The sequence below is a fragment of the Natronoglycomyces albus genome (genome assembly GCF_016925535.1).
GTDB lineage: Bacteria > Actinomycetota > Actinomycetes > Mycobacteriales > Micromonosporaceae > Natronoglycomyces > Natronoglycomyces albus.
In genome coordinates, this window is sequence record NZ_CP070496.1 from 3,301,977 (window position 1) to 3,323,148 (window position 21,172).

Here is a 21,172-nt window from a genome sequence, read left to right on the forward strand (position 1 = left end):
ACAATGGTGCAATACCTATATGTCTGAAACCCGCCACACTCCCCCAGTCGAGGTCGCCGCACAACGACGGATCGGCGATCAGACCGACAGTCTGGACGCCATCCGGTCGGTGTGGGAGCGGGCGGGAGACAAAAACACTTTCAAACCGCCAAAGACCCCCAAGCCCACCGAACAGCGCATGCGCCGACCCCTTCTGGCCCTGCCGGGGCTGATCGTGATCGGGTGCCTCATGGTGTTCTTCGCCGTGGTCTCGGCCGAACCATTCTGGCTGGGCGTGGGCAAGTCTGAGTCCGGCACCGTCACGGTGGACAGGTGCGAAGGAGGCGACTTCGCCCCCCGCTGTATCGGCACATTCGACTCCGCCGAATCCGACCTGGCACTCGAACGAGTGAGGTTGACGGGAAACCCGACGTTGCCGGACGGTTCCGCCCTGGATGCCGGGGATGAGATCCAGGCAGTCGTGACGGGCTCCTCGGCCACCACCGCGTACAACGGCGACACCCTGGGTCTGCACTTGCGGTGGATTCCCGGGTTCACGCTGGTGTTGTTGGGGGGCTTGCTACTGGTGCCGATGATGGGGGCGTGGCGGCTGGACAAGCCCCGGCGCGCGCTAGCGGTGTTGTCGTGTTTTGCGGCCCCGGTCGTCCTCCTACTGGCAACGCTCGCCGTGACGTGGTGACCTCACCCACCTGCTCGGGCGCAATCGCGCGTGGCACGGCCCGCTAGCGTAAAGTTAGACCAGCTTCTCGTTGAGTCATGCGGAACTCGACAATCAATTCTTGGCGCCGTTGCCAGTAGCTTTGCCGAAGTGAGGATAACTCCATATCCCTGGGCAAAATACGAGGCTTTTCAAGTGAGCTCCTGTCGGCGGACTTCGGCAGAGCAAACGAGCTGATGGGAACGTCGCAAGTTTCCTCATGGAGCAGCCTCAAGTACTGCGACGTGCGGACAAGGCCGACGCGAACGCCGGTGTTGTTCACCGGCAAGCATGCACACCCACCGGCATGCGCCTCGACGAGGCCACACCACTCCTTGACATCACCTGTGAGCGACAGACTTGTGGGATCGAATTAAACCATTGGGGGCAGCAATGGGGGCAGCACGCACGACCACCTACACGACCGGACGTTGGCCCGGTCCTTCCACTCCTGCGCAGCGCCGAGCCCTGATGAAATTGGTTCCGTTGTCGATCACCTTCGGTCTAATCGCCGCCCTGGGCATCATGCCGGTCATCGTCACCGTCGGGTTCTTGGGCAAGGCCAGTGCTGAGGAGGTGCTGGAGCTGCCCGAGGACATGGTTTTGCCACCAGCGCCTAAGTCCTCGACTCTGTATGCCTCCGACGGGGTCACGGAGTTGGCCACATTTGGCGACCAATACCGCGTCGAGCTGGAGTATGAGGATCTGCCGGATGTGTTCGTGGAGGCGCTACTGGCCACGGAGGACGCGCGGTTTTGGGAGCATAACGGGATCGACGCGACCGGTGTTTTGCGCGCTGCGGTGTCAAACTATTCGGCCGGAGGTGTCTCACAGGGCGCTTCGACTATCACCATGCAGTATGTGCGACAGGTGTTGGCCTACAACGCCTTGACTCCCGAGGAGCTGGACCAGGCCACGGAGGACACTCCGGCGCGCAAGATTCGCGAAATGGCGTATGCGATGGCCGTGGAGGATGCGATGGAGAAGGAGGAGATCCTTCTCAACTACGTCAACACGGTGTACTTCGGCAATGGCGCCTACGGTTTGGGAGCCGCGGCTCAGCTCTATATCGGCAAAGACCCGCAAGAGTTGGATTTGAACGAGGCGGCTCTGCTGGCGGGACTGGTGCAGTCGCCCAGTGAGTACGACCCGATCAATGGGTCCTCGGAGGCGGCGAAAAACCGTCGCGACCATGTCGTGAATCGGATGGTCTCGGCTGGGGTGATCACTAGGGCGCAGGCCCAACAGGTCATTGATGAGGACCTGTCGTTGAATCCTCAACCGCGCCCGGCTGTCGGCGGCGGGGCTGCCGACTCCTCCAATTGGGGTTTCTTCACCGATTACTTCGAGAAATGGTGGTCCCAGCAGGAAGCCTTCGGTGCTTCTCCGGAGGAGCGTTTGGCTCGTCTGAACCGGGGCGGCTACGAGATCGTCTCCACGCTGGATGCGGATTTGCAGGCACGGGCGCAAACGGCGATTGAGGACCAGTTGGCGGTGGATTCGCCCTATGCGCTGGGTTCGGTGGTCGTGGAGCCGGGAACGGGCCGTATCGAGGTGATGGCGGTCAACCGGGTGTATTCGACGAACACGACGAACAACGGGCCGAACACGTCGGTGGACGGCGAGCTGGGCTCCTACCCCAATACGACGAATCCACTGCTGACCAGCGGGCCGGGTCTGCCCGGTTATCAGGCGGGGTCGACTTTCAAGCTGTACACGATGATCGCGGCCCTGGAGCGGGACATGCCGCTGTCGACTAACTACAACTCCCCCAATCAGTATCGGTCGCAGTACCCCATCAGCGGGGACCCCAATTGTGGAGGCATGTGGTGCCCGAGCAACGCCAATGAGTCGATGGCGGGCAACCACGATATGCGTTCGGGTTTCGGCGGCTCGGTGAATACGTACTTCGTGCAGCTAGTGGAGGCTGTGGGGGCGGATCGCGCCGTTGAGGTGGCCGAGCGGATGGGAATTTCGTGGCGGACGGCCGAGGACTTGGGCCATGCGGCGAACGCCCAGGGTTGGGGAACGTTCACCTTGGGCGTGACCAGTAACCACCCGTTGGAGGTGGCGAACAGCTATTCGGTGCTGCCAGCTGACGGCGTTTTGTGTGATCCTTTGCCGGTGGACGTGGTGAAGACAAATGATCGCGACATCGAGTTTGAGTCTGACTGCGAGCAGGTGATCGACGCTGAGGTGGCGCGCGCGGCGACCGATGCTTCTCGCTGCACAACCGGCTATGGGGCCGATTCGGGTGACTGTGGTTCGGCCACCGCTTCGTATATCGCGCCGATGGTGGGCGGCCCAGTGGCGGGCAAGACCGGTACGTCGGACAACTTCTCGACTGGCTGGTTCGCGGGCTTCACTCCCAATCACGCGATCGCGACGTTTATCGCCGACCCGGATTCTCCGCAGAACAACGTGGGGTCCTCGCGGACGCCGCTACCTGCGCAGGCTTCGGCGGAGATCTTGAAAGCGGCGTGGGAGTCGAATCCGACCGGTTCGTTCGCTCCGCCGCCGGCGGCGCTTCGCTAGTGGATCGAGAACGGCGGCGGGTTTTCGGGGAAGTTGACCATCAGACATGGGAATACTTCGATGTGGGGACCCCCGCTTTAATCCTCCCAAGTTGCCATAAACTACGCAAGCTACTCGTTGTGGCCTGTGGATAACTCTGTGGAAAACCGGCGGCCGCCCTCTGGTTCGGTCGTGACGCGCCGCTGCGGCACGTGGGAATCACGCCTTCGCGCCCAGCCGATAGCATGTGCGCAGTGAACACAGCCCACCGAAGCCACCTCAGCGACGCGCCGGTTCGTGCCCTCATCCCGCCGCGCGACTGGGAACCCATGCGCCCAGCTGGGCCCTCGACGCTCTTGCGGCGCAAACTCCAACCGTCTATCCCGCGCGGAGGATGGCTACTCACAGGGCTGATCACCGGCGTCGCCTTCCTGCTGCGACGTATCGGCATCTCCCACCCTCCCGGCCTCATGTTCGATGAGGTCTATTACGCCCAAAACGCCCATGAAATGTTGCAACATGGAGTTGAGTGGAACGCGCCCGAAGGCATGTCCGCCTATGTGGCACATCCTCCGCTGGGCAAATGGTTCATTGCCCTTGGCGAGGCGGTCTTTGGCTACAACGAACTGGGGTGGCGCATCAGCGCCGCCGTCGCGGGAACCCTCATGGTTCTCGTCCTCATCCGCCTGGCCTACCGCCTGACCGGTTCGCTCCTGCTTGGACTCACCGCCGGGCTGCTGCTCGCTGTCGAAGGCAGCCACCTGGTGCTGTCACGGGCGGCCCTGCTCGACATCTTTCTGGCGCTATTGATCCTACTGGCGTTCTACTGCCTGGTCCGGGACCGCGAATGGCAGCGGCAACGCTGGCTACGAGCGCTCGACAGCGGGCTCAACCCGTTGCGCAGACGCCCGGCCTTCGCCTGGCCATACTGGCGCATCCTCACCGCCGTCTGCCTGGGCGCGGCGCTGAGCGTCAAATGGTCTGCCGTGTGGTTCCTCCTCATCTTCGCCGCGCTCCTATGCTTGTGGGAATGGCGGCTGCGTGTGCACGTCGGTACCCGCAAGCCAATACGTGACACCCTCATCAACACCTATGGGCACCTCGTTTCGTTTTTCACCCTCGCCGGATTGACCTACCTGGCCACCTGGGCCGGTTGGTTCGCCAATTCGCAGGGCGCGTTCCGCCACTGGCTGGCCGATAACGGGCACAGTGAACCGCCGGTGATCGGCGCACTGATCAACTGGTTCCAGTACCACCTGGACATCCTGCGGTTCCACTCGAACCTGTCCACCGAGCACAGCTACCAGTCGACGGTCACCGAGTGGCTGTTCAATCTGCGGCCCGTGGTCTTCTACTGGTCATCGGATGTCGAATGCGAGGCCGAAAACTGCGCCGCCGAAGTTCTGCTGCTGGGTACGCCAGTCCTGTGGTGGTCGTTCGTCCCCGCCATGATCACGCTCGCCCTGTGGGGGCTGGCCAAGCGGGATTGGCGCGCCGGAGCGATCCTCGCCTCCGCTGCCGCCGGCATCGCTCCGTGGCTGTTGTATCCCGAACGCACGATGTTCTTCTTCTACACAGCCCCGGCTGTACCGTTCATGATTCTCGCGGTCGTCGTCTGCCTAGGGCTGATACTGGGTTCACCGACCGCTTCGATGGAACGCCGCCTCACCGGCGCGCTCACAGTGGGAGCTTACGTGGCCATCGTCGTTTTGTGCTTCACGTACTTCTGGCCCATCTACACCGGGACCCCGCTGCCATATGAGGACTGGCAAGCCAGAATGTGGCTGGGCTCCCGCTGGATCTGACCTTTGATCGACGAACTGGTCATCTCGACCACATTAGGGCCTGGCCGCGCCCTGGCAGGGCCGCCCGGTGTGTTAAAGTTGGCGCCGTTGCGTTGCTCGCAACCACAATCTAGGGGCTATGGCGCAGTTGGTAGCGCGTCTCGTTCGCAATGAGAAGGTCAGGAGTTCGAATCTCCTTAGCTCCACCAAAAAGTTCTTATCCGAACTTCGACCTTGATAGAGAACTTCCAGGGTTTACGCTTTGCTGGGCCGTCCATCGTGGCGGCCCTGATGTGTGTCCGCTCCTTGTCTCCTGCGGTCAACAACCTCGTCTTGATCCTGGCGAATTTGGTGTTGTTAGAACCAAACATCGCGGTCGGGGTAACGACATCGTCCTCAGCGATGTGCTAGGCGTTGCGATGCTCGGATGAGTTTCAGGGGAACAATGAGTTCGCTCTCGATGCGCCGGGCCGCCCCCTGACTGCCTGATTTGTCGAGTTCGGTGATGGCTGCCGCCACCAGTCCCGAAAGGCGGGCTACTTCGCCTCGAAGCTCAGCCAGTTCATCGTGTCGTGCTTGGGCCTCGGCACCACACCAACTTCGTAGCATCTCCCATTGGGGCGCGTACTTGCGACCTACCTCGATGCAGATTTCAGGCTCGAAGTGCTGGGTTCCTGAGCGTGAGGAGTAAAGCTGGCCGTAGAAACGAATGATGGCCGCGATGCTGTGTGCTCGGTTCCGAAACCGCGCTATCACGAGCGGAGATATGGGCTTGGCTTCCAACCACAGGCTCAAGCCGTGGATGTCGACATCAGTTCGGGCTCGGGACTTCTCGCTAGGGCCAGTCAAGACTGAAAAGTGATAAATCGGGATCGACATCAGCGTGCCGCTACATTGTGTGATGCGATGCGCCGCTTGGTGCGAATACACGTCTTCACCGAATGCTTTAGTTGCTTGTTTAGCTGGCGGCCCCGTGCGCATCGCGTGAACGCTGCGCACAGCCGGTTGGTCATTGCGGCCCGGTTGCAACGGCTGCAACGGTCCACATGCTTGGAGAAGGCGTGCCGTAGCCGGTCTGGCAAGAGTGCCGTCTCGGATTCGCTCATCGTTCACCCCATTGGTCTGTCTCAGCGTTCCCGTTCCCATGCCTATGCATGAGTGCGATCCATGTCATACGATCTAGATTCCTAGCGAATGGGCTGGTTGTCACCGTTGCGTCGTTGCGGCAACAAATTTCGGCAGGCAACCCCATGACAGTGAGGACCGGTTGATGGACGATCGAGGTTCACGCTTGAGAGCTGCGCGGCGCGAAGCGGGGATCGGTCTTGACACGATGGCGCGGCGGACGGGTCTGAGTAAGGGGCACTTGTCGCGGATCGAGACTGGGCAACGAGTGGCCACACCATCTGTTCTCTTGGCTTATCGTCAGGTCTGTCCAGACCTAGAGATCCCCACGAACTGGGACGACGTGAATCGACGGAAACTTGTCAGTAGCGGGCTCATCGCAATGGTGGGGGCGACGCTACCCAAGAGTGTGGACACCTCTGCGCTGGGCGAGGTCCCACGATCAGTTTCAGAAGCCGATATTCGCGATCTTGAAATCGCGATCTCGTCGTGGACAAACCAGGAACTCAGCGGCGGAGGTCGAACTGTATTGGCAGCCGGGACGGCTCTGTTGAACTGGGCTACCTCGTTGGTTCAAACCACCCGTACCGAGGCGGCTCGCACGCAGCTTCTCAGCCTCGCGGCGTACATGGCGGACCGCTGTGGCTGGGCAACGTTCAATGTGGGCCTTCACGACCACGCCACGGCGTTCTTCCAACAGGGACTTTCGCTGGCAACGGAAGCCGGGGACCCACACGTAACCGCTCAACTGCTCTCCGACATGGCCGGACACGCCGTTTACCGCCGGAGGCCCGCCGAAGCACTGGCTTGCGTAGAGGCAGCCCGTGATCTTGAGGTTGTTCCTACCCTCCGCGCGGCGCTCTACGCGGTTCGTGCCGAGGCATACGGAGTTCTCGGAGAACAGTCCCTAGTTGAACGCTGGACAGAACGAGCCGTCGCCGAAGCCACCGAGTCGCGGCCAGACCTTCCGCACCCGACCTGGCTACCGTCTTTCCGTGGGCCGGAAAGCCTCGATGCCTCGATTGGATTCGCCCACTACCTCACGTACCTCCGTAGCGGCGGAACTGACGCAGCAAACAACGCCCTCGAACACATGACCCGCGCCGCGCACGCGGGTGCCCCTTACCGCAGCCGCTCGACCGCGCTGTCAGCGCTGCGGGCCGCCGTCATCCAAATGAGCTTGGATAACGCGGACCTGGAGGCCGGTTTCGACTTGGCCTGGTCGACCTGCAACGAACTACCCGACGCCCGTTCGGTTCGCATCGGCAGGGAGCTAAAGTCCCTCGATGAGGCATCTTCGCAAGCTGGGCACCACGACGGTGTCCACGAGCTGCGGTCGACCATTGCCACACTTCGAGGCGGACCTGAGCCAGTCTGACCCGCCTTACGTTCCTCTATCGCTTAGGCAGGTTGATGAGACTTCACAGTGAAGGCTCGGCGGGCTCGGACGGCATCTTGTCGCGCTCAGCGTTCATCGCAGTTGGGGCGCTGTCCAGTCGCGTCACCGGATTCGTTCGCACGGCCGCCATCGGGGCGGCGCTGGGAGCGGGCATTGCCGGTGACGCCTACGCCACGGCAACAATGCTGCCAACGGTCGTCTACGAGATCGTCCTAGGCGGAATCGGTACGGCGATTCTCGTGCCATACCTCATGAAGGCGTTTGCGTCGGGCCAAACGAACGGCGCTCGGTTTGCCCAACGCCTTTTGACAACGACGGCGGCAGGCTTCGTCATTCTCGCCGCAGTAGCAACATTGACCGTCCCGTTCATCGTGCCGCTGTTGGGGGGCTCGGCGACCGAAGGCCGCAGCGCAGACCTGACGGTTGCTTTGGCGCTGTTCACCGTGCCCGCAATGGCTGCCTATGGCATCGGTGCGGTCGCCACTGCCATCTTGAACAGCCGGGGCTCGTTCGCACTCCCCGCATGGTCTCCTGCCGTCAACAACGTTGTGCTCATCGTGGCCGCTCTGGTCCTGCTGGCCACGGGTGTTTCTGACAACGACTCCGTCCTCATTGCGGTGCTCGGCAGTGCCCTCCTACTGGGAGCTATTGGGCAGTGTGGCCTGCTCATCGCGGCACTTCGACGGGTCGGTGTGCCGTGGCGCTGGCAGATCCAGCTGCGAGGCTTGGGACTGCGTCCCCTGGCAGGAACGATCGGGTGGATGGTCGTATACGTCACGGTTGGCCAGGCCGCGACCATTGCTGTCATCGCGATTACACGCGCCAACGCTGCCGCTGGCGGCCCGGGAACGTTGATTTACCACAACGCCTGGCTGTTGCTGATGATGGCGTTCGGAGTGGTCGCGCTCCCCGTGATCACCGCGCTCACCCCCGCAATGTCGAACAACGCCAACAACAACCCGCACGGAACGCTCGGGGCCTATAGTCGCGCGCTGAGATACATCACGGTCGCGGGCTTGCCGGTGACCGCAGGGATGCTGGTTCTCGGCATTCCCGGGGCCGTGACCTTGTTCGGCTGGGGAAACTACAGCCTCGAAGCCGCTGCCGACACCGGACTCGTGGTGGCTGTGGCCGCTTTGGCATTGATCCCATACGCCTTTAGCCACCTCCAACTCTTCGCCTGGCTGGCCCTCGGCGACCCGAAAACGCCAACCGTTGTTGTTTCTGTCTCTTCGGCGGTCAGACTTGCCGGTTGTGGACTCGTGTTCTGGCTAGCGCCTCTTGCATGGGTGCCAGCCGGACTGATGGCCGTCAACGCCGCAGGCTTCGTGCTCTCGGCGATCGTTGGCCACCTCATCCTGCGCCAACGCCTCGAGACTAGGCCCGTGTGGAAACCTGCCGTCATCGTCAAACTCCTCGGAGCCACTGTCCTCGCAGCGTTGGCCGCAGCCGTCGCCTCAACCGCATGCCAGCACCTTCTCGGCACCGGAAAGGCCGGAATGGCCGCCGCACTCATAGCTGGCGGAATAGTTCTCCTGGCCGTCTACGGCCTAGCAGTCTCCCGCATTCGACCCGATGTCTCCGACCACCACACCCAGCAAACCAGCCAAAGCCGGAACACCTAACTAGACCCGGTTTACCGACATTGGCAACAAGCAGCGCTTCAAAACAACGCAACGACGCAACGGTGACACGGGGCCAACTTCCCAGGAACCTAAACGGTGTTAGGCACGCGGCACTCATATCGAAAGTGCCTCGTGAGAGACCGCTACGGCACCAATCTGGAGGTCGTCATCATGCACCCCAACACCGTCGATTCCATCACGCCGTCCACCCGTCATGATCTAGCATTCGTGTGGTTGGAGATCACTGGCAAGTGCCAGTTGGCCTGCACACATTGCTATGCCGACTCCGGCCCCGACGGCACTCACGGTCCGATGAGGCGTGACGACTGGCTTGGCGTCATCGACCAAGTCGCCGATCTGGGAGCGGGAATGGTGCAGTTCATCGGAGGCGAGCCCACGCTTAACCCCGATCTGCCTGCTCTCATCGAACACGCCACGGCGCGGGGCTTGGAGGTAGAGGTCTTCTCTAACCTGGTCCACGTCAGTGACCAGTTGTGGTCCTCGTTCGGCCGTGAGGGTGTGCGCCTGGCCTGCTCCTACTACTCCGACAGGTCCAGCCAGCATGCCAGGGTCACTGGACGCAATACTCACGCCCGTACCAAGAACAATATCGCCGAAGCGTTGCGTCGTGAGATTCCGCTGCGCGTGGGTATCGTCAACCTCACCGACGATCAACGCACCAACCAGGCACACGAAGAACTAGCAGCGCTGGGAGTGACCGACATTGGTCACGACCACCTACGCGGAGTCGGACGCGGCGTATCGAACGGGAAGGCGGGCATTGACCAGTTGTGCGGTAACTGCACCAACGACGTCCTCGCCATCAGCGCCACCGGGGAGATGTGGCCGTGCGTTTTCTCCCGCTGGCTTGCCGTAGGAAACGTCCTGGAAGCTCCGTTGGGCGATATCCTCACCGGTAGGGATTACGCCCGGGTCCGCAACGAACTCGATGCCCACTTTGAGGCCAGGGGATCGCATCAGGCTCCGTGTGTACCCAACATGTGCAACCCGCAGTGCGGACCCAGCTGTTCACCGGCATGTCGGCCCACGGCGAACTGCCGCCCGGTGGGCACCTGTGCTCCCTCGTACCGACCCTGATCAAGAGAGGTCATCTGTGCTGGTAGAACGCGCATTCGTATCCGAAGCGCTCCTAGAGGGCCAGGACGTCGACGCCTGGCCCTTCACCGTGCCGTGCGTATCGCAACTCGTATCCGAGGGCATGGCGTTCTCTGCCCCGGTGACGTTCCTGGTCGGAGAGAACGGCTCGGGCAAGTCCACCCTGGTCGAGGCCATCGCCGAAGCCTTCGGACTCGACGCCTACGGCGGGCGAGCAGGCCGCAAGTACGGCAACGACCGGCCAAAGACGGCCCTGGGTGAGGTCATGAAACTCGACTACACCTCAGCCGGTTCCCGAATGCAACGCGGGCCCCGCAACAAGAAGAAGGGATTCTTCTTGCGCGCCGAAACTGCCTTCGGACTCCTCGCCACCGTCTCGGGGATGCCCGGCTACTGGGAAGAAGACGTCACAGCGCAAAGCCACGGAGAGGGTTTCTTGACCGTCTTCGCCGCACAATTTGGCGAACCGGGGCTGTTTGTGCTGGACGAGCCAGAAGGCGCACTGTCCTTTACTTCATGCCTCCAGCTAGTGGCGCTCATGCACGACTTGGCTAAAACCGGGGCGCAGGTGATCTGCTCGACCCACTCACCCATCCTGGCCGCTACCCCGGGGGCCGACATCATCGAAATCGGCGAGCACGGCTTCCACACCACCACCTGGGAAGAACTAGAACTGGTCGACCACTGGCGCAGATACCTCAACAACCCCAACGCCTACCTGCGCCACCTCACCACCGACGAGGAGGAGTAATCGGCATGAATTCCCAACTCGACACTGATGCGGCCGATGAGAACCACCAGGCTCTCATGCGATCAAGCCTCAACCACGCCGCCGAACACTTCGGACTCAACCTCAGCGGCGAACCGGTCTACGGTTGGCGGCTACGCACCATCGGAGCCGCCGCAACCGGTCCCCGACACGGAACATGCTGGCTACGTGTCGTCTCTGAATTCCCACAGTGGGCACACGGAGACACCTGGACGGGCAATAGCGACGCCAACACCCTCACCAACATCAGCAAGCCCCGCGTCCTGGACACGCACACATGGAACGAACATTGGAAAGTCATGCGAGCCGAGGTAATGACGTTGGTCAAGGATGCACCGTGCTCGCAAACTGAAGAACCACCAGCGGAACTCAACCTACCTAGCAAATGGTGGGAAACGCTGAGACGCAACCTTGACAGCCTCGCCAGCCAACCAACCCCCCGCAGCAGAGTCACCCAAGAAGAAGCGACCCGACGACTACAAGTGTTCTTCGGCGATCGCATCGACCCCACCATCACCCACTGGACTACCGCCCACGGTGACCTTCACTGGGCCAACCTCACCGCACCCGACCTGGCCATCATGGACTGGGAACACTGGGGAACCGCCCCCGCAGGATACGACGCGGCCACCCTGCTGTGCTACAGCCTCACCAACCCCGACCTAATCGCACAGATACGCCGACACTTCGCACACATCCTCGACACACCCACAGGCCACCTCGCACAACTACTAGTGATAACCCGCCTGCTACTCCGCATCGAAACAGGCGACCACCCCCACCTAGCGATCCCCCTCCACCACCACGCCAAAGACCTACTAGCTCGAGAAGCCCACTTAGTGATCCAAGCGCTCTACCGGTGCGTTTTAGGGCCTCCAGACGGATAGGTTTAAGAGTTCGTCCGAATCGAGTGAGTAAGCGGGATTTGAAGGGTTTACAGCAGATCAAGTCTCGACGCTGTGCCTCCCTGGAGTCGGGACGTGCCGATGAGAAATTTTGCCACATTGCCAACAGTGTAGATCGGGATACACAACCATGTTTCTCTGCTTGTATTCAGAGTTCTATGGTGACATCAATTGCTTTCCGACCCGATAGTCTCAACGTCGCCACCCGGATGCGGAACGTCTCGAAGCAATGGCCGTTCGTAGGAAAGACGAATCAGGTTGAAGGTTTGAGTAACTTCTCGATCGAGATTTGGAATACCGTTGTCTGCCACGAGGATTTGCATAGCGGGTGAGATTCCAGCAAGAGTATACAACCTCTGAGGCTTATGCAAAACGGTTTGTTGTTTGTTTAAGGAAGTGGGGTGTTTTGGTGGCTTGGAGTGTGTGGTTCCAGGTGTGGGGTGGGCGGCGGTAGTTGGTGTGGAGGATGCGTCAGTTTTTTGGTTGGGCGATGGCACGTTCAACGGGGGCGCGGAGTTTATTGATCTGGGAGTTCACCTGTTGTTGTGCGGTGGTGAGTGGCTGGTTTCGATAGTTCTTGTACGGGGTTAGGCATGGTGTTGCTTGGTAGCCTTTGTCTCCGATGGCAGTGTGCACTTTCCAGAATTGAGGCGACGTCGGGCCTGGTCGAGGCGGTTTTGTCGTGGGTGGCTCCGGGTTAGGAGTCGCAGATATACACTGTTTGGCCTTCGAGTGTGGAGATGACAGTCAGGGTGTGACCGGTGCGGTGGTGTTTGCCGTTGTACTTTTCTTTCTTTCCGCGCTATGACCGGGTCGGACACAGGGTTCCGTTGATGAGAACGACGGTGCCGTGTGCGGTTGATCGGGCTTCTTCCTTGGTGGGGATCATGGGGGTGAGTGCCTCGGCGATGGGGGGTGTGAGTGTGGTGATGGTGCCAAAGATGGTGGCTTGATGAACGTTGAACGTGGAGGCTAGAAAGCGTTGGGTGAGGTTATGGCGAAGGTAGGCGAGCGTGATCGCTACTGCTGCTGGTAGGTCTAGGGACCTCTGTCGTCCTGATGTCGCCTCCCACTGATGTTCCAGATGAATCGCCACTTCTTCCACCACCAGGTAAAACACTGATTCTTCAAGGCCCGTGATACCGTGAACCTGCAACGGTTTGCTTCTTGTTTTTTGCTTCACACTTAAAACAACGAACCGTTGCTTTTTTATGCTCGACCAGTCACCCGATCAGGGGCTTATGCATAAGCCTCTATATTAGAAAGCGTCCCTGTTCCATGCCTATAGATCCGCAGCTGACCGGATCATCGGGGAATAGCCTAAAACCTAGTTTGCATCAGCGCAGGGGCTTCGGCGAGGGTATCGCTGATGCAGTAGTAGCATCTTGATTCCGATTTTTGATCGGGGAATCGTCACTCTAAGTTTGAACTACGAATGCTCGACTAGCCATGCGGTCCTTATTGACTCTGGCGGTCTACTGGCCGTGTCCGCTGACGCACCAATGGCTGGCAACCGGAACGGCCGCAAGCGTCGAACGACTCTGGCACAGTGCATACTTGCCGGAGAGTTGATCTCATCGGCCGCCGTGCACCCTGAGTATTGGTTTCACGCCGCTTAGGCTGATCACGAACTGGTGTGCCAGGGCCGTCTGCGTTGTTCCTCGGGTGAATCGTTCGGCCAAGCTCTCTAGCTGTTCAGCGCTCAGCCGCCTCTTGATGGCATGTGGTGTGGTGGGATGCATGTGGGATTCGGGCGGCAAGGGGTCAGGTTTCTTCCTGGTCCGAAATTGGAGGTAATTGAGCTGACCGAGCAACGTCACTAGCTGCGGTTTTACGTTCGGAGAAGCTCTCTTTAGCTCCACCAAACCAGGGTGTTACCGCAGTTCAGGCGGTAGCGCCTTTCTTTTTGTCCGCAATTGGGCTGCTTCGAGTACGGATCTTGTACACATGGGATTCGCCTCCAGCCGCCAACTTCCAGTCACGCTTGCCTGCGGCTTCATCAAACCCCGGCGGGCATTGGCCCGCATACACCGAAGATGACCGACGCCGTCGATCGATATTGCCACCAACGGCCGCCAGAAACATTGGCACATCCTGTATCCAGCGCACACGCTGTGTGCGACTTCGCCCGATGTCGCACGCCTTTGCGTACGCCCCTCTCATGAGGTAGACCTAGGAACGAGCAACGTTTCTGTGTCTCGACAATTTATGTGGTGAATTAGTGAATACCCGCAGTAGGGAAAATACCCGGCAAGAAATCGCGAATGACGGCAAGTGGTCGACCCTTGCATTCGGCATCGTGGCCGTCGTCGGAATTGGGTTTATTGCCCCGTTTATCGGAATAGTCCTGACCATATTCCTAGTACTGCACATGTTCAACAAGACCCACAAAACAAAGTGGGTGTTCTTGACCAGCGCACTGGTCTTTAATCTGACCTTGCTTATAGCCAGGTATGTGACTGAAGAATGGATCCTCTGGTTCCGTTGACATTAAGTGGCCGCGTTGTGCGACGTTCTCCCCCAGCTCCTGGCCTTGCCCTTTGCCCGGTTAGACGTCCGCCGCTGCCTATCCGCTCAAGAAGGGTTTCGCCGCTGTGGAGCCAATCGGCTAGGTTCAAACGAAAGCAGTGCGCCCGCATCCAGCGGCATCCATGGTGAACGCATACGAGCGAGGAGGGCCCAGTTATGACCACTGCCGATGAAATGGCCACCTTGAGGAGACGAACCAGCGAAAAGTGGGCTGCCTACCCGGACGACGTTCTGCCCATGTTCGTGGCCGAAATGGACTTCCCCCTCGCCCCCGCCATCAAAACCACCCTGCAAGCGGCACTCGAGCGAGGCGACACCGGATATGTCAACGCGCGTGACGCTAGCGCCGCCGAAGCCTTCGCGCGCTTCGCCGCCGATACTTGGGGATGGTCCCCCTCCCCACAGCGCATGGGCTACACGACCGATGTCAGCGTCGTCATCGTCGAAGCCCTGCGCCGACTGATAGGCCCCGGCGACGGCGTCATCATCAACCCGCCGACGTACCCACCATTCTTCGACCTGGTGCCCGAAGCTGGCGGCACCGTGGTCGAGGTTCCGCTTCGCGACGACGAGCAAACCTACAGTTTGGACCTAGAGGGAATCGACCAGGCATTGGCCGCCGGTGCCCGCGCGGTGCTGCTGTGCAGCCCTCACAACCCGGTCGGCCTCGTCCACTCACGCCAGAGGCTTCTCGAGCTCTCCCGCATCGTCGCCCGGCATGATGCTGTCGTGGTCAGCGACGAGATTCATGCTCCCCTGACCCATCACGGCGTCACGTTCACCCCATACCTGACCGTGTCTGACGAAGCACGTGCGCACGGCATCGCGGCTGAGTCTGGAAGTAAGGCCTTCAACCTAGCCGGACTCAAAGGCGCGCTGTTCGTCGCCGAGTCGGACCGCATGACCCAGCTGATCCGTTCCCTGCCTGAAGAAGTCACCGCCCGGGCGGGCCTTTTCGGTCTCATGGCCACACGTGAAGGTTTCGACCACGGGCGCGAATGGCTCGCTGCCACGCTCGCGACCATCGAGAACAACTTTGCCCTTCTACAAAAGGAACTAGCGACCAAGCTGCCCCAGGCGCGGCTTCGTTCCGCTTCGGCCACCTACTTGGCTTGGCTCGACCTGCGTGGGGTCGGTTGGGGTGAGGACCCGGCCGCCTTCGCACTCGAACACGCCAAGGTCGCCCTATTGCCCGGGCATGCCTTCGGAGCCGAAGGCGCCGGGTATGCCCGCATGAATCTGGCCTGCGCGCCTGAGACGATCACCGAGGCGATCGATCGAATGGCGCGGGCTCACAACAGCCAAGGCTGATCGACTTATCCCTTACCGGGGACCGAGGCTATCGACGTACCGGATACCGAAGGTGAAGGGCCCGCTTTCCTTGAACGACAATCGGATCTTCAAGCAGTAGGTGGCCATCGTCAAGGCGGGAAAAATAGGGGATGCCCTCGCCAAAGAGCACCGGCACTAGACTGACGCAAACCTCGTCCACCGCCCCGAGCGCGAGTGCCTGCTGCGCCACGTTGGCACTGGCGATGACAACGTCTTTGCCACCAGCGAGCTCCTTCGCCTGCGCAATCGCTGGCGCGATGCCATCCACGAAGGTGGTGTTCGGCCATTTTTCGGCCTCGTCATCAGGCCGATGCGTGACCACGATAACGGGGGCCCCAACTGGATGCTGATCGTTCCATCCCTGGGCAATATCGAACAGTCGCCGGCCGGTGATGAGCGCCCCGGTGTTGCCGATCAGGTCGCTCAATACCTCCGCCCCTGCCGCATCGACGCGGAAGGAGTTGGCTTCGTCGCCCCCCGGCACGACCACCTCTCCGGCCTCATACCATTCGAAGAGCTCACCCACCTGGTCGTCTGGCTGCGCGATGTAGCCATCGAGAGACATCGTCATGTGAGTAAAGACTTTGGGCATCGTGCTTCCCTCCTAGGCAGTGCGCCAAATGACGTTGACGTTCGGAAGTATGACGAGCTGACAGCACGAAACTCATCGCCCCACTCCGGTGGCGATCGCCACCGAACCCACAGAGAGCGCGATATAAAGGGGCACATCGAGCCCCGCGACGCCAAAGGGCCCGATGCCGGAGGCCCCAGGGCCAGTTCGCGCTGGTAAACGAACAAAAAAGCAGCTTATGGGTGGCTTACGAGAGGGCCTTTTCGATCAGGAAGACTGAGGCCATGTTCTACTTCGACCGCCTCGACGCGCACACCCTTCGACCCACCGAGCATGTCAGCGGGGCATGGGCGGTCAAGGACCAACACATCGCGCCAGCTTTGGGCCTGATGGCCCACGAGGTGGAAACCGACCGCGACCGACGCCGCGACGACGGGCTTCGCCTCTCCAGGTTGTCCTACGACATCCTCGGCCCCCTGCCCATGGAGCAGTTCACCATTGACACGAAAGTGCTTCGGCCCGGGCGCACCATCGAACTTGTCGAATGCACCATCACGCACGCGGGCCGCCCGACAGTCGTATTGCGGGCGTGGCTCATGTCGACCAGCGACACTTCCATACTGGAGGGCACTGCGTACCCGCGTCTGCGCGCTCCCCTCGAAATGCCCACCTGGGACCCGGCCTCGATCTGGCAGGGTGGCTTTATCGCCTCAGCCCAGGTGCGCCGCGAACAGATCGAACCGGGTCGGGCCCAGTTCTGGGTCAACACCGACGTGCCCTTGCTCGCCGAACCCGTTAGCCCGCTGGCACGCGCCGCAGGCATGTTCGACGTCGCCAATGGTTTGACGGTGCGTGTCTCTCCCGAAGAGGTCGCCTTTCCCAATGTCGACCTGACCGCGCACCTGTTCCGTAGCCCCATGGATGGGTGGATCGGTTACGACACCACCGTGTCATTCGGGCCACAGGGTCACGGCCTAACCCACAGCACGATGCACGACGAGGCGGGGCCGTTCGGGGTCGTCTCGCAAAGCCTGACGGTACGGCCCCTTAACCCCTAGGGTGGGCGAGTCACGGTATTTCAGCGCGGCGGAGCATACTCCCCGTTTAGCCCCTCCACAATCTCGCGCAATGTCTGTTCGAAGACCGGTTCGACGTCAGTGAAGGCGAAGTCGAGCTGGCCCAGGGCCTCCATGCACAGCAGCCCGTATAGACGGGTCCAGCAGGTGAGGAACACGTGCGCCGCTGCTACGGGCAGGCAATCTCCGCGCTCGGCGACATAGACGGCCAGCTGTTCTCGCACCGACGCGTCCAAGCCCTCTAGTTCAGGCACGGGAAAGGGCGCCTCGCGCCATATCTGCACGAACAGGTCCAGGAATACGCCTTCGAATCGCGCCCCGGCCCGTTCGCGCTCGGAATCGTCCAGGGTACTGGGCACTGGCTTGGTAAAGATCCAGTTGAACTCGGCGGGATGCGCCACCACCCAGGTCCGCATGGCCCGGCAGACTTCCAGCAGCCTGGCGACTGGCGTCTCGGACGCCCTCTGGTCGCGCGCCTGGATCAAAGCACTGGTCAGTTCGCCATAGAACTGGGCCACCAGCGCTTCAACTAGCTCCTCATGCCCCGCGTAGTAGTGATATAGCGCTGGTCCGCTCAGGCCCATGTCCCGGGCGACGGCGTTGATGGTGACGGCGTTTGCGCCGCGTTCGACCAGCAATCGCCGCGCGGTGGTGCGTATTTCGTCCATCGTGGCTTGCCGCAGGCGCTGCTTGCGTTGGTCTGATCGCGTTGCCATTGAGTTGGGCTCCTCACCACTTCGTTTCCGGACGTCCGATTGATTGTATAGTGGTTCTCGAACCATTTATAGGATATAAATAAATTAAGTACCTATTGAACCTTAGTTCGACGCCACGATCCAGGAGGCAACCGTGAATAGCCGACCATCCACCCGCACCGCAACCCGCCGCAACCCGCTGGCGCGGCTGCTGTCCGACCACTACGCTCAGGGAACCGTCACCGAGGTCGACATGGTGACCGCGACCATGGTGCGGGTCCGCATTCATTCTGAGGAGGTGCCCAACTGGGATTACACCCCTGGCCAACATGTGCGGGTGCAGATCAACGACCCGCTGTCGCTCTACGGGATCTTTCGCCCCGGCGAGACGCTACGCACCTACACGATCTGGGACCGGTCGGTAGAAAAGTGCGAGTTCGAGCTACGCGCGCACCTGTACGGTGGCGACGGAATCGGCCTATCGTGGCTGCGCAATGTCGCTGTGGGCGATGAACTCACCTACTGGGGGCCGCAGGGAGACTTTGCGGTCAAGAACGCGCAGTTCCACCTCTTCGCGGTCGAGGAAACCGGCGCCTGCGGAATCGCTCCGCTGTTGCGCGAACTACCCGCCCAGGCACAGGTGTACGGCGTCATCGAAAGTGCTTCCCCAGACGATGAGCCTCCGGTTCCAGGGCCGCACCGCCTAGGCCGTGCTTACCGAGGAACGGCGTCGGCCGCCTCCTCAGAAGTGCTGCTAGCGGCGGTGAAGCAACTTGACCTCCCCACCGATGGAGGGGCCGCCTACCTGGTGGGAGAGGCACGAACCTGTCAGGCCATCCGCTCCCACTTGCTCAATGACCGCGGCTGGGACCGCAAAGCCATCATTGTCAAACCATTCTGGACCCCAGGCAAACGCGGCTTGCACCATTGAGGGAAGGCCAACGGTGCCCCCAGCCGGTGTGAACGGTCAGTCCGCGAGTCCAGCGCGGGCGAAGGCCAGTAGGTCTTCAGTCCGGCGGCTAGGGGCACGCCAGGTCAGGCTCGATATTGCTGTCACGACGGCATTGACGTGGCTCCAGCGCAGCAACCGGGCCGGGTCGATCTCCGTCAGCTGGGCTAGGCGGTGCGCGCGGGCTGTCATTTCGGTGGGGCCGCCTTCGGCGGCCACGAAATCGACCATGTCGAAGCATCGGTCACCGACGCACATTTTCGGGTCGATCGCGACCAGTCCTCGCTTCCCACCATGCAGAACGTTACCCAGATGTAGATCTCCGTGGATCACGACCTTTTCGCGGTCGGTTCGCAGCAATTCCCGACATGCCTCGACAATGCGGTTCCAAAGCTTGTCGGGCACGTGGTCGCGCACCGATGGCTTGCGCTGTCGGTCTGAGATGCGTTCGATCATGTCTTCGCAGCGGGCCCGAAGGGTGTCGGTGACCCCGGCCGTGGGCGCGCCGTGTAGGTCGCGCAGCAGGCTCGCCCAGTCCTCCAAAGTGGGGCGGGGTTGAGTCGAGCCGACTTCGTCCCCCGGGATGATGCGCTCCATCAGCACCCCACCGGCGCTCGGGTCGTGGGCAAAGATCTGTGGAACTCGCCCAGTGTCAGCGAGGTGGCGCAGCATAGTGACCTGTCGCGCCAGGAATTCCGTGTCCGGGCTGAGTTTGAGGACGGCGAGGCCGTGCTCCTGCGAGCTGACCGCTAGTGCGATCGAGGTCGCGCCAGAGGAATACAACGACTCGATTTGAACTCTCCAGCCTCTGGTGAGGTCGTCCACCAGGGCTGGGAGCGCCTGGCCGAAGGCATCGGCGCGTTCGGTTCCGAATCGGTCGTGCAGGGCGCTTCCCTGTTTCACAAGTTCTTCAGCGGTTATCACCGCTGAAAGTTAGCAGTTTCCGATCTGGATTGAACAGCTATTTTCGTTGATGACCGGGCCGAGTAGGCATTGTCGCCGTGATGCGCTGTTCCTCCGAGTTGGGAAAGATGTCGCCCGCTCGTGGGACCATGTCGCCATGAAGATCAATCACCAAGTTGTGGTATTCGACGCTGCTAATCTCGCCGAGGAGAGTGCGTTTTGGGCTGGCGTGCTGGGCGGCACTGTCGATGCCGAGGATGACTGGCATATGGTGCTCGTCGAGGGCAAGGCGCGCGTGGGCGTGCAGTTGGCGAGGGATCACTTGCCTCCCCAGTGGCCCGATGGGGAACGCAAACAGCAAGTGCATCTGGATTTGTGGGTGGAGGATTTTGAGGCCGCGCACGCGCAGGTGATGTCGTTGGGTGCGACGTTGTTGCAGGAGGCCGCCGATAGCCCCGAGCCCGACAGGTTTCAGGTGTATGCCGATCCAGCCGGGCACCCGTTTTGTCTGTGTTGGATCGCGCGGTCTCCGCTGGGGAGCTAGGCGCAAAGACGGCGAGTAAAAGCGCTGGAAGATGCGCTTTGGCGGCCGTAGGCTCTGGTCATGAGCACTATCGATGAACAAGGTCGGCCTGAGCCGCCTCCGAATGCTGATGAGCGGGCCACTTTGCTCGGTTTCCTCGACTTCCAGCGCGCCACTTTCGCCTGGAAGACTCAGGGGCTGGACTCATCTGGCTTGAGTGTCTCGGTCGGGGATTCGTCCATGACCCTTGGGGGAATGCTGAAGTACCTGGCCTGGGTGGAGCAGTATTGGTTTGCGTACTTTCTCCACGACCGTACCCCAGAAGCTCCTTGGAAAGATGTGGATTGGGAGGCCGATCGCGACTGGGATTGGAATTCCGCGGCTGAGGACTCGCCCGATCAGCTGTATGCGCTGTGGAATGAGGCGGTCGCACGCTCGGGCCAACTGGTGGATGAGGCCCTTGCCGATGGCGGGGTGTCAACCATGTCCGCCAAGGCGTGGCCGGATGGGACCCAGATTAGCTTGCGCTGGATGTTGTGCCACATGATCGAGGAAGACGCGCGGCATAACGGCCATGCTGATCTCATCCGCGAGACCATCGATGGGTTGACCGGGGAGTAGACGCGGTGGGGCCTCTTGTTGGGTCCCACTTCCCCTGGG

General features: G+C 61.1%; 20 protein-coding genes and 1 tRNA gene. 15 read left to right on the top strand and 6 right to left on the bottom strand.

Annotated features, from left to right (window positions below):
- Window positions 1–19 precede the first annotated feature (19 nt).
- The 4 genes from JQS30_RS14125 to JQS30_RS14140 all read left to right on the top strand — a co-directional run bounded on the left by JQS30_RS14125 (window position 20) and on the right by JQS30_RS14140 (window position 5,204).
- Window positions 20–679, top strand: coding sequence for a hypothetical protein (locus JQS30_RS14125; RefSeq protein ID WP_213170883.1), 660 nt, complete (start codon window positions 20–22; stop codon window positions 677–679).
- A gap of 411 nt (window positions 680–1,090) precedes the next feature.
- Window positions 1,091–3,232: a transglycosylase domain-containing protein gene (locus JQS30_RS14130; RefSeq protein WP_213170884.1), complete on the top strand. Its 2,142-nt coding sequence runs from the start codon at window positions 1,091–1,093 to the stop codon at window positions 3,230–3,232.
- A 233-nt stretch (window positions 3,233–3,465) separates the two neighbouring features.
- Window positions 3,466–5,016 carry a dolichyl-phosphate-mannose--protein mannosyltransferase gene (locus JQS30_RS14135; RefSeq protein WP_213170885.1) on the top strand — a complete coding sequence of 517 codons (1,551 nt, stop codon included), beginning with the start codon at window positions 3,466–3,468 and terminating at the stop codon, window positions 5,014–5,016.
- A gap of 112 nt (window positions 5,017–5,128) precedes the next feature.
- A tRNA-Ala gene (locus tag JQS30_RS14140) sits at window positions 5,129–5,204 on the top strand.
- A 187-nt stretch (window positions 5,205–5,391) separates the two neighbouring features.
- Here the strand turns inward: JQS30_RS14140 and JQS30_RS14145 are convergent.
- Window positions 5,392–6,108, bottom strand: a complete 717-nt coding sequence (locus tag JQS30_RS14145) for a hypothetical protein (protein WP_213170886.1) — start codon at window positions 6,106–6,108, stop codon at window positions 5,392–5,394.
- Window positions 6,109–6,265: 157 nt separating this feature from the next.
- Between JQS30_RS14145 and JQS30_RS14150 the strand changes: the two genes are divergently transcribed.
- The 5 genes from JQS30_RS14150 (at window position 6,266) to JQS30_RS14170 (ending at window position 11,916) form a co-directional block, all read left to right on the top strand.
- Window positions 6,266–7,498 (top strand): helix-turn-helix domain-containing protein, encoded by a 1,233-nt coding sequence (locus JQS30_RS14150; protein WP_213170887.1) that lies wholly within the window; start codon window positions 6,266–6,268, stop codon window positions 7,496–7,498.
- A 35-nt stretch (window positions 7,499–7,533) separates the two neighbouring features.
- Entirely contained in the window at window positions 7,534–9,144 is a 1,611-nt protein-coding gene (gene murJ, locus JQS30_RS14155) for a murein biosynthesis integral membrane protein MurJ (RefSeq protein WP_213170888.1), read from the top strand.
- A gap of 132 nt (window positions 9,145–9,276) precedes the next feature.
- Window positions 9,277–10,242, top strand: coding sequence for a radical SAM/SPASM domain-containing protein (locus JQS30_RS14160; RefSeq protein WP_213170889.1), 966 nt, complete (start codon window positions 9,277–9,279; stop codon window positions 10,240–10,242).
- Window positions 10,243–10,258: 16 nt separating this feature from the next.
- Entirely contained in the window at window positions 10,259–11,011 is a 753-nt protein-coding gene (locus JQS30_RS14165; RefSeq protein ID WP_213170890.1) for an AAA family ATPase, read from the top strand.
- Between the two features lie 5 nt (window positions 11,012–11,016).
- Window positions 11,017–11,916 carry a hypothetical protein gene (locus JQS30_RS14170; RefSeq protein WP_213170891.1) on the top strand — a complete coding sequence of 300 codons (900 nt, stop codon included), beginning with the start codon at window positions 11,017–11,019 and terminating at the stop codon, window positions 11,914–11,916.
- 489 nt (window positions 11,917–12,405) lie between these two features.
- Here the strand turns inward: JQS30_RS14170 and JQS30_RS17885 are convergent, their stop codons facing one another.
- Both JQS30_RS17885 and JQS30_RS14180 read right to left on the bottom strand, forming a co-directional pair.
- Window positions 12,406–12,570 carry a transposase family protein gene (locus tag JQS30_RS17885; RefSeq protein ID WP_213170892.1) on the bottom strand — a complete coding sequence of 55 codons (165 nt, stop codon included), beginning with the start codon at window positions 12,568–12,570 and terminating at the stop codon, window positions 12,406–12,408.
- 166 nt (window positions 12,571–12,736) lie between these two features.
- Window positions 12,737–13,090 carry a transposase family protein gene (locus tag JQS30_RS14180; protein WP_213170893.1) on the bottom strand — a complete coding sequence of 118 codons (354 nt, stop codon included), beginning with the start codon at window positions 13,088–13,090 and terminating at the stop codon, window positions 12,737–12,739.
- Window positions 13,091–14,155: 1,065 nt separating this feature from the next.
- Between JQS30_RS14180 and JQS30_RS14185 the strand changes: the two genes are divergently transcribed.
- The gene (locus JQS30_RS14185; RefSeq protein ID WP_213170894.1) at window positions 14,156–14,422 is read left to right on the top strand and encodes a hypothetical protein; all 267 of its coding nucleotides are present in this window, start codon (window positions 14,156–14,158) and stop codon (window positions 14,420–14,422) included.
- A gap of 197 nt (window positions 14,423–14,619) precedes the next feature.
- On the top strand, window positions 14,620–15,774 hold the full coding sequence (locus JQS30_RS14190; RefSeq protein ID WP_213170895.1) for a MalY/PatB family protein: 1,155 nt from the start codon (window positions 14,620–14,622) through the stop codon (window positions 15,772–15,774).
- Between the two features lie 28 nt (window positions 15,775–15,802).
- Here the strand turns inward: JQS30_RS14190 and JQS30_RS14195 are convergent, their stop codons facing one another.
- Window positions 15,803–16,387 carry a dihydrofolate reductase family protein gene (locus tag JQS30_RS14195; RefSeq protein WP_213170896.1) on the bottom strand — a complete coding sequence of 195 codons (585 nt, stop codon included), beginning with the start codon at window positions 16,385–16,387 and terminating at the stop codon, window positions 15,803–15,805.
- A gap of 263 nt (window positions 16,388–16,650) precedes the next feature.
- Between JQS30_RS14195 and JQS30_RS14200 the strand changes: the two genes are divergently transcribed.
- Window positions 16,651–17,424, top strand: a complete 774-nt coding sequence (locus tag JQS30_RS14200) for a thioesterase family protein (RefSeq protein WP_213170897.1) — start codon at window positions 16,651–16,653, stop codon at window positions 17,422–17,424.
- A 20-nt stretch (window positions 17,425–17,444) separates the two neighbouring features.
- Here the strand turns inward: JQS30_RS14200 and JQS30_RS14205 are convergent, their stop codons facing one another.
- Window positions 17,445–18,158, bottom strand: coding sequence for a TetR/AcrR family transcriptional regulator (locus JQS30_RS14205; protein ID WP_213170898.1), 714 nt, complete (start codon window positions 18,156–18,158; stop codon window positions 17,445–17,447).
- A 133-nt stretch (window positions 18,159–18,291) separates the two neighbouring features.
- Here JQS30_RS14205 and JQS30_RS14210 point away from each other — a divergent pair, with 133 nt between their 5' ends.
- Window positions 18,292–19,068 carry a siderophore-interacting protein gene (locus JQS30_RS14210; RefSeq protein WP_213170899.1) on the top strand — a complete coding sequence of 259 codons (777 nt, stop codon included), beginning with the start codon at window positions 18,292–18,294 and terminating at the stop codon, window positions 19,066–19,068.
- Between the two features lie 36 nt (window positions 19,069–19,104).
- Here JQS30_RS14210 and JQS30_RS14215 read toward each other — a convergent pair whose 3' ends face one another.
- A complete protein-coding gene (locus JQS30_RS14215; RefSeq protein WP_213170900.1) occupies window positions 19,105–20,010 on the bottom strand; it encodes an aminoglycoside phosphotransferase family protein in 906 nt (301 codons plus the stop codon).
- 136 nt (window positions 20,011–20,146) lie between these two features.
- Here JQS30_RS14215 and JQS30_RS14220 point away from each other — a divergent pair, with 136 nt between their 5' ends.
- Both JQS30_RS14220 and JQS30_RS14225 read left to right on the top strand, forming a co-directional pair.
- Window positions 20,147–20,533 carry a VOC family protein gene (locus JQS30_RS14220; RefSeq protein WP_213170901.1) on the top strand — a complete coding sequence of 129 codons (387 nt, stop codon included), beginning with the start codon at window positions 20,147–20,149 and terminating at the stop codon, window positions 20,531–20,533.
- A gap of 60 nt (window positions 20,534–20,593) precedes the next feature.
- Window positions 20,594–21,133: a DinB family protein gene (locus JQS30_RS14225; RefSeq protein WP_213170902.1), complete on the top strand. Its 540-nt coding sequence runs from the start codon at window positions 20,594–20,596 to the stop codon at window positions 21,131–21,133.
- Window positions 21,134–21,172: the final 39 nt, after the last annotated feature.